The sequence below is a fragment of the Stenotrophomonas sp. 14P6.2.3 genome (assembly GCF_057799055.1).
Genome location: NZ_JBYOLA010000010.1, coordinates 50,629 through 62,774 on the forward strand (window position 1 = coordinate 50,629; position 12,146 = coordinate 62,774).

At 62.0% G+C, this 12,146-nt stretch carries 10 protein-coding genes and 1 pseudogene; 5 read left to right on the forward strand and 6 right to left on the reverse strand.

Annotated features, from left to right (window positions below):
• Positions 1–36: 36 nt before the first annotated feature.
• The 3 genes and pseudogenes from AC27VL_RS10135 to AC27VL_RS10145 form a co-directional block, all read right to left on the reverse strand.
• Positions 37–248, reverse strand: a pseudogene (locus AC27VL_RS10135) (hypothetical protein).
• Between the two features lie 41 nt (positions 249–289).
• The gene (locus AC27VL_RS10140) at positions 290–3,277 is read right to left on the reverse strand and encodes an XVIPCD domain-containing protein (protein WP_488766239.1); all 2,988 of its coding nucleotides are present in this window, start codon (positions 3,275–3,277) and stop codon (positions 290–292) included.
• 11 nt (positions 3,278–3,288) lie between these two features.
• A complete protein-coding gene (locus AC27VL_RS10145; RefSeq protein ID WP_488766241.1) occupies positions 3,289–3,801 on the reverse strand; it encodes a hypothetical protein in 513 nt (170 codons plus the stop codon).
• A 597-nt stretch (positions 3,802–4,398) separates the two neighbouring features.
• On the opposite strand from AC27VL_RS10145, the gene AC27VL_RS10150 reads away from it, so the two are divergent.
• From AC27VL_RS10150 to AC27VL_RS10165, 4 genes are all read left to right on the forward strand, one after another.
• A complete protein-coding gene (locus tag AC27VL_RS10150; protein ID WP_488766243.1) occupies positions 4,399–5,325 on the forward strand; it encodes an XVIPCD domain-containing protein in 927 nt (308 codons plus the stop codon).
• Complete coding sequence (locus tag AC27VL_RS10155) at positions 5,325–5,957, forward strand: hypothetical protein (RefSeq protein ID WP_488766244.1); 633 nt, start codon at positions 5,325–5,327, stop codon at positions 5,955–5,957. Before AC27VL_RS10150 ends, AC27VL_RS10155 begins: the two co-directional genes overlap by 1 nt.
• Before the next feature lie 3 nt (positions 5,958–5,960).
• Positions 5,961–6,974, forward strand: coding sequence for an XVIPCD domain-containing protein (locus AC27VL_RS10160; protein WP_488766246.1), 1,014 nt, complete (start codon positions 5,961–5,963; stop codon positions 6,972–6,974).
• A gap of 180 nt (positions 6,975–7,154) precedes the next feature.
• A complete protein-coding gene (locus AC27VL_RS10165; RefSeq protein WP_488766248.1) occupies positions 7,155–8,303 on the forward strand; it encodes a YncE family protein in 1,149 nt (382 codons plus the stop codon).
• Between the two features lie 50 nt (positions 8,304–8,353).
• Here AC27VL_RS10165 and AC27VL_RS10170 read toward each other — a convergent pair whose 3' ends face one another.
• The 3 genes from AC27VL_RS10170 to AC27VL_RS10180 all read right to left on the reverse strand — a co-directional run bounded on the left by AC27VL_RS10170 (position 8,354) and on the right by AC27VL_RS10180 (position 11,439).
• Positions 8,354–9,415, reverse strand: a complete 1,062-nt coding sequence (locus AC27VL_RS10170; protein WP_488766250.1) for an MrcB family domain-containing protein — start codon at positions 9,413–9,415, stop codon at positions 8,354–8,356.
• Between the two features lie 364 nt (positions 9,416–9,779).
• Positions 9,780–10,865: a hypothetical protein gene (locus tag AC27VL_RS10175; RefSeq protein ID WP_488766252.1), complete on the reverse strand. Its 1,086-nt coding sequence runs from the start codon at positions 10,863–10,865 to the stop codon at positions 9,780–9,782.
• A 175-nt stretch (positions 10,866–11,040) separates the two neighbouring features.
• On the reverse strand, positions 11,041–11,439 hold the full coding sequence (locus tag AC27VL_RS10180) for an XVIPCD domain-containing protein (RefSeq protein ID WP_488766253.1): 399 nt from the start codon (positions 11,437–11,439) through the stop codon (positions 11,041–11,043).
• 147 nt (positions 11,440–11,586) lie between these two features.
• Here AC27VL_RS10180 and AC27VL_RS10185 point away from each other — a divergent pair, with 147 nt between their 5' ends.
• Positions 11,587–12,132, forward strand: a complete 546-nt coding sequence (locus tag AC27VL_RS10185) for a hypothetical protein (RefSeq protein WP_191078674.1) — start codon at positions 11,587–11,589, stop codon at positions 12,130–12,132.
• Positions 12,133–12,146 lie beyond the last annotated feature (14 nt).

Here is a 12,146-nt window from a genome sequence, read left to right on the forward strand (position 1 = left end):
CCCGGGCTCACACGTTCAGCAAGCCAATTTCGTCAACTATTCAACCCTCACGCCCAACCCAGAGCGTGGCCAAAGCGCATCGTCGCGCTCCAGATCGTAGTCACTGCGAACGCCGCCTCACGCGGCGGCAGATCGGCGTAGCAGCCCATCAGGAAGGCATCCATGCCAGCATCCTGGTGGTCGATGGCGAACAGGTAGAGAAGCTCGGCATCGAAGGCGGCCAGCCATGCGGAATCGATCGGCGTCATGGGCATGATCCAGGAGGGGATTCGTGGATGCCGGGCGGCGATCACCCCATACTCGCCGCACGCCCTCTCACCTCCTGCTGCACCCGCTCCTCCTGCGACTGCTGCTCAAGCTCACGACTCATCGCACGCTGCTGTGCTTCCTGGCTCACGCTTTCATATCGCTGCAGCGATTGCTCCACAGGCGTCTGTACGGCCTGCGCCGTCGGCATCGAGGCCCGTGCGTGTGACGGGTCGTTCAATTCGCCCTGTACCAGGAACACCGTGTGTCCCGCAGGGTTCTGCATGGTCGCGTTGCTCAGCAGCACGTGGTCTACGCGCGACAGATCGTTGTCTTTGGCCAGCACCAACAGGCTGGCGCTCATCCGCTCGCTGATCGCGTCGAAGCTGCGCCCGTGTTTGGCATCCAGTGCCGCAACACCGTCACGTATCTGCTCGTAGAGTGGGTGGTCAGGGTGACCCGGCGACAGCGGGTCGCCTGCGGTCTGGGAATCCTCCACGGCCTTGCGGGCGTGGTCGTGCACCGCATGGGCGGGGTGTTCCTGCACCTGCACCACGGCGGGGATAGTCGGTTGTTCGCGTTGCTGTCCCTCTGCCTGCGGCAGGGGAGGGGAAGGCGACCGATGGACCGATTGCATCCTCGCCATGTCCTCCACGGTGGTGGTGGAGGTCAGCACCATGCGGTTATCCGCGGCAGTGCCGAAGGAGGCAATCGCACTATCCGGGCTGGGTGCGTGTGTGCGTGGGTCGGGCATCAGCTCCAGCGTGATGTCGGCCTGTTTTCCAACGGCGGCAAGATTCTGTTCAACCGCGGCAGTGGTAGCGGCAAGCTGCTCCTCGGTGCGCTGGATGCCATGTTTCGCGTACAGCGATTCCACCTGTCCGCGCACACCCTCAGGCGCGATGTGCACGGTGGCCCTGATCTGCTCGGCCATCCTGCCCATGTCCGCAATACCGGCGTTCTGGCTCTGCCAGGTGATCTCCAGCTCATCGCCTACGTTGCGATTGGCCTGGCTGTTGTAGACCACGCCTTCGTGCAGCCACTGGCCATCCGCCTGGCGGCTGTAGGCACGGCCGTCGCTTGCACGCAGGGTATTGGCGCTGTCCTGGGCATCGCGAATTGCCTGCGGAACGGACGGGTTCTGGGCGTCGCCAAAATCACCCCAGCGGCCCTGTTCGTGGGCCACCATGTAGCGCGCGGCCACGGCCGCCTTGGTGTTCGCTGCGTTCTGCGCGATCACTGTGCGCGACTGCTCATCCAAGGCGGGTTCGCGTTCCGGCGGAACAGGTTCGCGTCGCGCGATGGGGGTGCGCCCGTCCACGACTTCCCTGATCTCCAGCTGCCATTGCCGCGAGGCGGTGTCGCGTACGAACGCCCTGCCGGTCTCGAACGCGCCGGGTGGTGGTTCGCTCACGCCATTGGCGCTCAGTCGGTAAGGATCCCGTGGCGGCGGCAGGTTGGCCAAGCCCAGCTCGTAGGAGGCGCGCGCCGCCTGCCAGTTCAATTGGCGCTCCAGCGTGCCCGTGGCCACATAGTCGGCGCTGAAGGTGACATCGGCGCCCTGCGCCGTCTGTACTGGCCGTACTTCCACGCCTGTACCCAGATCAGCGCTCTGCACCTGCTGTTGCTTGGCGCTGCGCAGCCAGAGGCCATCCGGGTCTGCCGGGTTGCGCGCCCAGGTGCGCTGCAATGGATCCTGCTGGATATAGACCCGCTCGATGTCCTTCTGTTCGGCCCACTTCTCACCCAGATGGGCGCCCAGCACACCGCCACCGATGCCAGCGACGACAGCGCCCGGGCCCGTCCACGAGCCGGATACGAGGCCAATGCCTGCACCTGCTGCGAAGCCGCCCAGCGCGCCCCCCAGGTTGCGGCCGACGAAATGCGCCGAGGTGGAATCTGCACCTGCGGTGTTGCCTTGCGAGTTCAGCTCCACCCATTTATGGCCGGAGGTGGCGAAGTCATGCGCCATCAAGGCGACGCCGGCAACGCCCAAGGCCTTCATGCCGGGGTTCACGCCGTGGGGTACAGCTTCGGCTGCTGTGGCCGCACCCGGAGGCCCGCGTGGCGCGCCCGGTTGCAGCGTTGAATGCGGAGTTGGCTCAGGCAGATCGGCGAACAGACGCGGGCCTGTAGACAGCGCCGAGCGAGCAGCGACCCAGTCCGCGCGGGTAGCCGACATCTCGTGGAGGCTCAGTGCGCTGTAGTCGTGCAGCGGCTTTTCGAAGAGGGTCCTGCCCACGGCGTCATAGCCATCGATGGGCTTCAGGTGCAGGCGCACCTGGGCCACGTCGACTGCTTGACCAGTGTTGGTGGTGGCGTGCTGGGCCAGAGTGCGCTCGAGGGATTGGTACTCGGCCGCGGACTGGCTCACGAAGGTGAGCGGGTCGGCACCAAAGGCACTGATGGGGTAGCCGTTGATGCGGACGTGGGGATGTTCAAGCGCAGTGGTCAGTTCAAAATTACTGAAACCTCGATTGGCAGGTGCATTCTCAACGAATGCAACGAGCGGCTTACCCGTAGCAATAGCGTTCTCGAAGAACCGGGGACTGCCGGCATTCCACATGATGTCCTGGAGAGCTCCCGCGGCTTCACCCCCGAGTGGTTTGATTCCTCGCGAGTTGAGGAAACTCTGCAGCTTTCCCTCAATGACGCCGAAGTCTGGATGATTTGCCGGATTCTCGTAGAGGTCCTGAACAAAGCTACCCCACGGAGTATCGCCAATGATGCCTGCCTTCGTACCCAGGTCTCCGCGGTAGGTCGTAGCATTGCGGTAGTTGGAAATGCCGGCGCTGTCCTTGCCCGAGAATCCCAGGTAATCCATGCCGGCGGGAAGTTCTGGAGGAAGGCTACGCAATCTCCCTTCCATATATTCTGCAAAACTCGTCGCGCTATCGGGGCCCGAACCTGGTGACTTCAGATAGCCGATCAGCTCATCCATCTGCTGGGGACTGATGACGCTGTTGTCCCCCATGTTTGTCGCCACGGAGAACGTCGTCCTGGCATAGTCATCGAAGATGAATCTGGCCATGATGACCCTCCTCAGACTTGGTGAGCGCGGATGAACGCGCTGGCGAGGATGATTACGCCGTCATCAAGGATTGGAGTTCCTTCCGGGATCGGTACGGCAACTCGTGTCAAGGCATCTGCACGGGTGAAAGCTACATAGCGCAGATCTTCCAGGTTGCCCGTCTGTACAGCGAACGAATTTACAAGACCCTGTGCAAGGCTCTGAACAAACGCGAATGGTTCGTCTGAACTGCCGAGTGAGTCTTTGAGCTTGAGCATGTCTTCGAGGACCCAGTCAGGGCCAAGATCTAGCGTGTAACGTCGTTCACGACCTCCGTTCGTACTGATGAGAGCTTCCTTGCCAAACAATCCCATGGCTCCCACAGTCATTCCGTTGCGGCGGAACGTGTACTGGTACTCAATGCCTACGCTGCCGTCTGACTGAGCATCCGGAAGCATCCTGGGTCGCAGGATGGAGATTCCGCTCTTCTGATCTACGGCGGACTTCTCTTTAGGTTCGAAGTTGAACGGCATGACAGTGTTCATCGATTTCTGTTGCTCCTCAGTTCCTGCGTTCTGTGGGGAGACTACTGGTAGTGACCAGTCATTTGGGTCAATCGGCGTCCACAAAAATAAGGAGTGCATCGGCATCGAGAGCAGCCCGGTCGCCCTTGATGCAGAGTGACATCGGGCCGTTGGCTTCTCCAACGATAGATACATCACGGGATGCAAAAGCCAGCAGCATGTTGAACCGCACTGGACGCACACGGTGCATGGTCAACCCAAAAAGGAGTGTCCGAGGGCTTGGACGTTCCGCGTCTGCATAGCCGCTTGCGTGATCTTGAGCCAATCACGACAGTGGTCCTGGTCTGAAAGCCTGGTCCACTCAAGCGTTCATACAACGGCAGCAGTGTCGGCATCCTCATGATGAGGTCCATAAGCAAGTCCATTGCTTCACATGCGCCAACTATACGAGGCGTCCCTGCTGTACTCCACACCCCAGCTCGCGGACGCCCTGGAATGCACGCTGGTTCACACATTCAGCAAGCCACCGCCATCCCGGCCCGAGCTCTCCACCTGCCCGCGAACCCACCTATGCGATCATCCGGCCAGGACCGCAGTACCCAATAAGGCTGAGCAGGCATGGAGCAAGCAGCACGCTACACGGTAACCCTCTTTCTGGTCGCGCCCGGCACGCCGCTGAACAGCGGCGGCAGCTCACCGCGCGGCCACATGTATTTCCAGACCACCGCCGGCGAGGAAGCGCACAGCTACGGCTTCGCACCGCCGCGCCTTCCGACCGGTGAGACCGCTGCCGGTGTGCAGTACGCCGAGGTCGTGCACGACGATGCCGACGAGCACCGCGACCCGTACTACAGCCGCACCCTGGAGATCAGCGAGGAGCACTACGGCTGCCTGCGCGATTTCGCCGAGGAACCGGCCGAGTTCGAGTTCGATGTTGATCGACCCGCCACCATCAACCGCTGCAGCGATTTTGTATGGGCCGCGCTGCACTACGCCGGCCTGCATTCGCAGCCGGCACCTCTGGACGGTGGCAGCGACCTGGGCGAGTTCGCGGTGCTGTTCAACCTGCCGGAAATCCAGTGCATTGCGGCGCCATTCCCGGCCAGCGAGCTGAATGGCGAACAGCATCACCCGATGCCCGAACGCGAGGCCGAGCTGCACCGCGAAGGCGGTCGCCCGAGCCACGAGCCGCCGCCCAGCGCGATGGAAGTGGCCGGCACGCTGCTGGATCCCTCGCACCCGGACCACCGGCTGTTCGCGCAGCTGATCCAGAAGGTGGCCGAGCTGGACGCCGCCCACGGCCGCACCTTCGACGACACCAGCCAGCGCATCAGCGCCAGCTTGCTGGTGCTGGCCAAGCAGAACAACCTGTCCCGCGTGGACCACGTGCTGCTCAGCCGGCCGACGAAGAGCAGCCACGAGGCCGAGAGCATCTTCATCGTGCAGGGTGACCGTGACGACCCGGGGCATCGTCGTGCGAGCATTGCTACCGAGGTTGCGGCACAAACCGACGTGGCCGATTCGCTGCGGTTGAAGGAGCAGTGATGCGGGCGGTGCGTGCGGTTGTTGCGTTTGCTGCGCTTGCCCTGTTGGTGGGCTGCGGCAGCGCCTCACCGCCAGCTGAAGCGCCGAAGCTACTGACCCGGGCCGAGGCTGATGCACGCACTGTGGTGCCTTTCACGCGCGGCGTGCGATTGGACAAGGCGGGGCGCATCGTGGATGTGACCTTTGAGGCGCCCGTGGTGGTCGACCCACAAATGTCCTGGCTGAAGCTCGGGCTGAGAATGCAGGGCGCCGATCAGAAGCCTGTATCAGATGCTGCTGATCGCCTCAGGCGCGGGGCGTTTCAGACGCGGATTCGCTTGGAGCGTGTAGACGGCTCAACGCCGGTGCCCATGCCGCTTTCAAGGTCGTCCGATGATGGCCGTGGCTGGCAAAAGCTTCCTCAGGATGGCCACGTCGAACGTTTGTTCCAAGACAGCGTGGACGCCTATCCCCTGGAACAGGCCGGGCTGCAATCCCAGGATATGTTCTATGAGGTTCTGCAGATCGCCGATGCAGGTTTGATTGATCCGGGTCGCTATCGCGTTACCGTTGATATTGTCGAAGATCGCCCTGAGTTCGAGGGGATGCAAGCCGAGTTCATCGCCGCGTATTACTCGCTAGGGAAGAAGTAGATCATGCAGGATGCAGCAGAACGTTACACCGTCACCATCCATGTTGCTGCGCCGGGCACGCCTCGTCGCGGCATGCGGGGCAATGAATGGATTGATCTGGACAGCTCCGATGTCGGCCATATGTATCTGTCCCTCAATCAAGTGGGGGAAAAAGCAGACCCGCTGAGTTTTGGTTTCACCCGCAAGATCGAGCCGGATGGCAGCAGCCATGGCACGGTGGATGCCAATGATGTGAGGGTCTACCAGGATCCTCGCTATCAGCGAACAATCGAGATCAGCAACGAGCAGTACAACAAGATCGTCGAGTTCGCCAAAGATCCTGCCAAGCACGGCTTCGATGCAAAGAACTACAACCTTGCCTCCAACTCCTGCGTGGACTTCGCCTGGGGCGCTTTGAACCACGCCGGTATTCATGGCAACACCATCTTCGGTGAGTTCAAGACGTACGAAGGTACGTTGAAGGTGCTGGACAACATCGGACCGGTGCAGAGCATCCGGCCACAGGTGAAAGGCAGCGAGCTGGACCGGGAAGAATGGAAGCCGATGCCCGTGCAGACCAATGCGATACAGCGGTGGTCCACGGACATCAATGATCCCGCCCGTGCAGATGCCTTGGCCTGGACCGGTACGCCGGGCGATCCCAGCCACGCCGACAACCCATGTCTGAATCAGATCCATGAGCGCGTGGTCGCGATGAATGCCTTCGGCGCGCAGAACGGCAACGTCAGCGCCAGCCTTCTCGCGCTCTCCAAAGAGCAGCAGTTCGCTCGCGTGGACGACGTGCTGCTCGGCGACCGCCGTGGCGATGCAGCACCGAACCTCTTCATCGTGCAGGGCGACCGCAACGACCCGGCGCACCAGCGCGCCAGCCTGCCGGCCGACGTTGCCGCACAGACGCCGGTGGCGGCCTCCTTCGAGCGCATCGAGCAGCTGGCGCAGGCGCTGCCGCAGCGGGATGCCCAGCGGCAGCAGGAAGAGCAGCAGTTGGCCCAGACGCAAGCTCCGCGCATGGCGTAGGCGCGCGGTGCAGGATCGCGCGTCCGCCATGCATCCGCAGGCGGACGCCACGGGCCCCACCTGCTACCATTCCCCCGCTACCCAGCCAGCCCCACCCCGCGCAGACAGATGCAGGGCCGGGCCGTCGAAGAACGGCCCCGCGAGCCAGGACACCCTCCGTGCCCATTGAAGGACGCTCGCATGATCCGCAATTCCCTTTTCCGTTCGGCCGCACTGGCCGTCGCCGTGTCGCTGAGCCTTGGTGCCCCGACCGCCTTCGCCGCTGAAGCCGCCGCCGCCAGCAGCCCCGCCACCGCCGTGCAGCGCCAGGCCATCGCGCAGGGCCTGTACGAGCTGGCTTACAGCCCCAAGCAGAACGCCGTGTTCGTTGCCTCGTCCGGTGGCTTCGGTGACAACGCCGGCCCGGCCCAGGTGCTGCGCCTGAACCCGACTACGCTCGCCGTGGAAACCCGCATCCCGCTGGAGCGCAAGGCGTTCGGCGTGGTGCTGGATGACGCGCACAACCGCCTGTACGTGGGCAACACCGTGGACCTGTCGGTAACCGTGGTCGACACCGCACAGAACAAGGCCATCGGCACCGTGCAGCTGATGGAGAAGAAGACCGGCAAGGACGGCAAGGCCGCCTACACCCACGACCTGCGCGAACTGGTGGTCGACAGCGCCGCCAACCGCCTGTACGTGACCGGCCACAGCAGCCAGCCCGATGTGAGCAGCGTGCTGTTCGTGATCGATACCAACACCTTGAAGGTGATCAACACCATCCCGGGCCTGGGCAATGCCAAGGCGCCGGGCCTTGCGCTGGATGCCGCCAACAAGCGCGTGTACACCAGCAATCTGCTGGCCGATCTGGTGGTGGTCGGCACCGACTCCAACAAGGTGGAAGCCCAGCACAGGATCGCCGCCGAGCAGCCGATGAACATCGCGCTGGACCCGGCCGGCAAGCGCCTGTTCGTGACCGACCAGGGCTCGGAAATGCTGCGTGGTTACCAGACCAAGAGCAGCGGGCTGGTCAGCAAGCACCCGGGCCAGCGCGTGCTGGTGCTCGACCGCAGCAACGGCAAGGAACTGGCCAGCATCCCGACCGACGCCGGCCCGCTGGGCATCCTGCTGGATGCACCGCGCAAGCGCCTGTACGTGACCAACCGCGAAGCGGGTACGGTGACCGCGTACAACAGCGACAGCTACCAGAAGGTGGCTACCTACGCCGTGCCGACGCATCCGAACAGCCTGGCGCTGGATGCGAAGAACAACGTGCTGTACGTGAGCATCAAGAACGGCGAGAAGGATGCCAAGGGCTCGGAAGAGAGCGTGGCGCGGATCCAGCTGTAAAGTGTGAGGATTGGCCGCGCTCCACCAGTGCGCGGCCAATCATCTCAGCACTATGTGATGCGATAGCGATAAGCAAGCGGCTGCAAGTGCTCTTCTGAAATCTGCCAGGGCCTTCGAAGGAACGCGGTACCACCAGTGCCCACGGGTCCTGAACTCTGCACGTGAAGTTGGATGCCATGCACAACGAACAGGCCGTTGTTGGGGTGACATTTCAGGTGGTGCTCAACTTCGTTCTTGGTGAGCACGATGTCTCCTAAGCCACCTGTGGTGCCTTTGACCTCGATGTAGTGCGTCTGACCTTCTTTAACGATCTTCAGATCGTAGGACGCGTTCGCGCTGGTGTCCTCGACCTGGTACCCCGCATCGCAGAAGTGGTCCTTGGCAATAGCCATTGCCCGCAGTTCGACGGCACGACGCTCCGGTTGAGTATGCCCAAAGCCTTGCCCGGCCCTCTTGCGGCCCGAGGCAGCTTCCTCGATTGCTTCCACCACTACAATGACATCCGGCGAGGTTTGCCCACTCCGTTTCTGCGCTGGTTCCCCGCGATAGATGTGCCGCAGCATCCGCGCCATGGATCGCATGTCGGTGCGCAGCTGCTCGTCGGATGGAATATTGTTGTTGGAGTAAAAGTAGGAAACGGCTGTTGTGCTTTCGTAGGCCGTAGCAAGGGAGCCGCTGCCTAAATTCATCGTTTTGACGAGGCGCGGATCCCTGGCGATGTCAGCTTCAAGGATCTCCAGTGCCCACTTCGTTAGGCGCTGCGTTTCATCAGGCGAGCGCTTGATGAAGTCACCATCAATCTTCTCCGTGGATGCGTGGGACAGAGCCAAGTAGACCCCTGAGCCATCCTCCCGAAACAGCCATACGACGTACCAGCCTTCAGTTGCAGTAGGTGAACGCGTTCTGGAGGCAAAACGAACCCAGGGAACCTGGGACTTTCTGCCGATCCCATCGCGCCCCATTAGTAAAAATTCGCCTCGCTCGATACCCGCTGCAATACAGAGTTGCTCTGCGTCCTCTCTAAGGAGCGCGGGTAGTTGGTGCTTGATGATTTGGCCACGCTCCTGCATGGCAGCTGTCGGCAACGAACTGTACTGAGCCTGCAGTTCCATGACGGTTCGCAATTCATCCCTGATACCCACCACGCCCCCTGCGCCCATGTCGATAGGCGCAATTAATGCATGTTGGGAGATCGATTTGCAATGCGTATCAATTTGGGGTCGTTAGCGTCATGCAGTGACGCCTTATGGCGCTTTGTCGAATGTGGAGACACGATGCGGCCGAACGCACCATATTTCTCAGGACATGGCCTGTCCTCACAGGCTTCCGAACTGTGACGAGGTTGTGTTAGATGGCGGCGCGTTCAGCGAACACGATAGCCGCAGGCTGCGGCTGCTTGCAGAGCGTTCGTTTGGCTGCATGGTGCAAGCATCTAATGGCCTATAGAGGCCAGCCATGGCTTGGCATTTGGAGGGACTAGGACTTACTGCCGGGCTTCTGTTCTTCTTTACGCGGGCAGGGGATGAACTCGGCTACTTTCTCTGCCGGTAGCCGATACACCGATCTGGTTTCGTCGCCCACCTTACGCAGCAGTAGAACGGCACTGGTCGAGTACACCTGCTTCACTTCATGAGTCAGGGTACTGGAGCCAGCAAGTAGCTTTGCAGAGATGCCATCGCGGGAGTTCAATTCCAGCGTCATGCAGCCGGAAGAATTGCCACGAGAGGGGGGGTTGACCACTTGGGAAGTCAGGTATCCCCCCGTGAGGGGGAAGAGCATGCCGCAGATGATCAGCATGGCTGCGATAGAGAAGCCAAGCACGCCGACGCCATACTTCTCGCTGAACTCATCGATCACCAAAATAATCAAGGATTGGAGGAGGCCAAGAAACAGCGCGGAAGAGAGCAGCGCGAGCCCGATCAACAGATCGCTTTCATCGTCGGCGAGTCCCAGCGTCAGTCGCATGATGGTGTTGATCGCGAGTAGCTGCACGAAGCCGATCGCCAGAAGGAAATAGGTATCCATCGATACCCACTTGTGCTTAGTCTCACTTGGCTTGGCCCAGCGTGACAGTATGACGAAGACCGCAAGGCAACCGATGACGCTGGCCCATAGCGCGATGTCTGAGACTTTCTCGTGGTACGACGCCACATAGATGCCACTGAAATGCAGTGCGCCCGGCACGATGAGTGCCAAGCTCCATCGCCTCAGCATCCTCTTTCGCTCCTGCTTGCCCTCCGGAAGGAGCTTGATTCCCTTCCCTGGCGAATAGGAGAAGCGATGGGGAGACAATGCGATGGGCGAAAAGAACAGTACCGAAAGCGCCAAGATCCGCAGCACAGTGACGGCCAGCAGCATCGGCAAAGCGGAAACCGCGTCGGATGAAAGCAGGCTGAGCGGCAACTGCTGCTGTACCGCGTAATAGTAGATGCCAGCACTTGGAAGTAAGACAGCAAAGGAAGCCACAAGAACCGGGTGACGCTCGATCCAGGCCAGCACCGGTCGGAGTTCTGCGACAGCGTGGTCGATGATTCTTCTGAGCTCGGAAAGGTTACTGCTCATCAATTTGTCTGTGTCCACATAGCATCTTCCGGACTATTTCGGTGACCATGCTGTCACGGACGGCGGGAGTGAGGCAGCTGGAGCAAACGGATGTGCCAAGACCGCTTGCGTTGCTCACACCGCTTTTCACTCTGGGTGAATGCGATCAATCGATCCGCAACACTGAAAGCCAACATCACCCCAGACGATGCGCAGGATTCTGCTGCTGATCCTGTACCTGTGCATCCAACGTCTGCTGCTCAGCCTGCACCGGCTGCTGCCCACCCAGCCCGAGCTTCTGCAGCGACTCCTCGGCCGGCGTCTGCGCGGCCACGGCAGTCGGCAGCATCGCCCGCAGGTGTGCCGGGTTGGCCGGGTCGCCCTGCACCACGAAGATGTTGTGCCCGGCCGGGTGGTTGGCGGTGGCATTGCTCACCACCACGTGGTCGGCGCGTTCCAGGCCCTGTTCACGGGCCTTGACGGCCAGGCTGGCCGCCACGTTCTCGCTGGTGTCATCGAACGCGCGGCCGTGCTTCTCGTCCAGTGCGGCCACGTTCTGGCGGATCTGCTGGTGAAGGGAATCGTCAGGGGTCATTGGGGGCTCCATGTGGCCGCTACCGTGTGGCCGGATGTGGCCAGTGTAAATCGGTCGCAGGCTGCGCCGGTAACCGCTTTGTTGCTAGCCTGTGGCCCGGCGACGCAGGGGATGGCGTCCGGTGCAATGGCAGCGGGGGAGAGCATGGTGCACGGGGAGACAATCCGGATACGGGGACAGGCGGCCGCGCGGTTGCTGCTGGGCGTGGGGCTGTGGGCCTGCGCCGGTAGTGCGGTGGCTGACACGCCGGTAGCAGCGGACGATCCCGCCTGTCCATCGCAGGACTTCACGCGTTTCCTGCAACGCTTTGCCGATCCGGCCGATGACCGGGTGCGCCTGCGCTACACCTCGGACCCGCTTGAGTACGAGGTGCCCATGCACACCGTGCGCGACGACCACGAGGGGCTGGCGCCCACGCACGTCGTGCTGGAACAGGGCGCCGCGCGATTGAAACGTTTCAGTTACCGCTACCTCGCTGCGTTCGATCTGTTCGTGCCTTCGCCGGTCAGCCGTGATCCGGTTGCGCTGGAGCGCATGCGCGCGGGCACCTACAACGCGCCCACGCAGATCGAGCCGATCGATGACAACGGGCAGCGCGTGACCTTCGGTAGCGACACCGAGCGAGACACCTACACCTTTGCGCGACGTTACGGCTGCTGGATGCTGACGCGCGCCATCAACCTGCGTGACTGAGCGGACGCTGCGCG

Excerpts from the sequence above, each read along its gene's own strand:
- AC27VL_RS10165 (WP_488766248.1), top strand. The coding sequence starts at position 7,155 with ATGATCCGCAATTCCCTTTTCCGTTCGGCCGCACTGGCCGTCGCCGTG.
- AC27VL_RS10170 (WP_488766250.1), bottom strand. The coding sequence starts at position 9,415 with ATGGAACTGCAGGCTCAGTACAGTTCGTTGCCGACAGCTGCCATGCAG.
- AC27VL_RS10175 (WP_488766252.1), bottom strand. The coding sequence starts at position 10,865 with ATGAGCAGTAACCTTTCCGAGCTCAGAAGAATCATCGACCACGCTGTC.
- AC27VL_RS10160 (WP_488766246.1), top strand. The coding sequence starts at position 5,961 with ATGCAGGATGCAGCAGAACGTTACACCGTCACCATCCATGTTGCTGCG.
- AC27VL_RS10150 (WP_488766243.1), top strand. The coding sequence starts at position 4,399 with ATGGAGCAAGCAGCACGCTACACGGTAACCCTCTTTCTGGTCGCGCCC.
- AC27VL_RS10140 (WP_488766239.1), bottom strand. The coding sequence starts at position 3,277 with ATGGCCAGATTCATCTTCGATGACTATGCCAGGACGACGTTCTCCGTG.
- AC27VL_RS10155 (WP_488766244.1), top strand. The coding sequence starts at position 5,325 with ATGCGGGCGGTGCGTGCGGTTGTTGCGTTTGCTGCGCTTGCCCTGTTG.
- AC27VL_RS10145 (WP_488766241.1), bottom strand. The coding sequence starts at position 3,801 with ATGAACACTGTCATGCCGTTCAACTTCGAACCTAAAGAGAAGTCCGCC.
- AC27VL_RS10180 (WP_488766253.1), bottom strand. The coding sequence starts at position 11,439 with ATGACCCCTGACGATTCCCTTCACCAGCAGATCCGCCAGAACGTGGCC.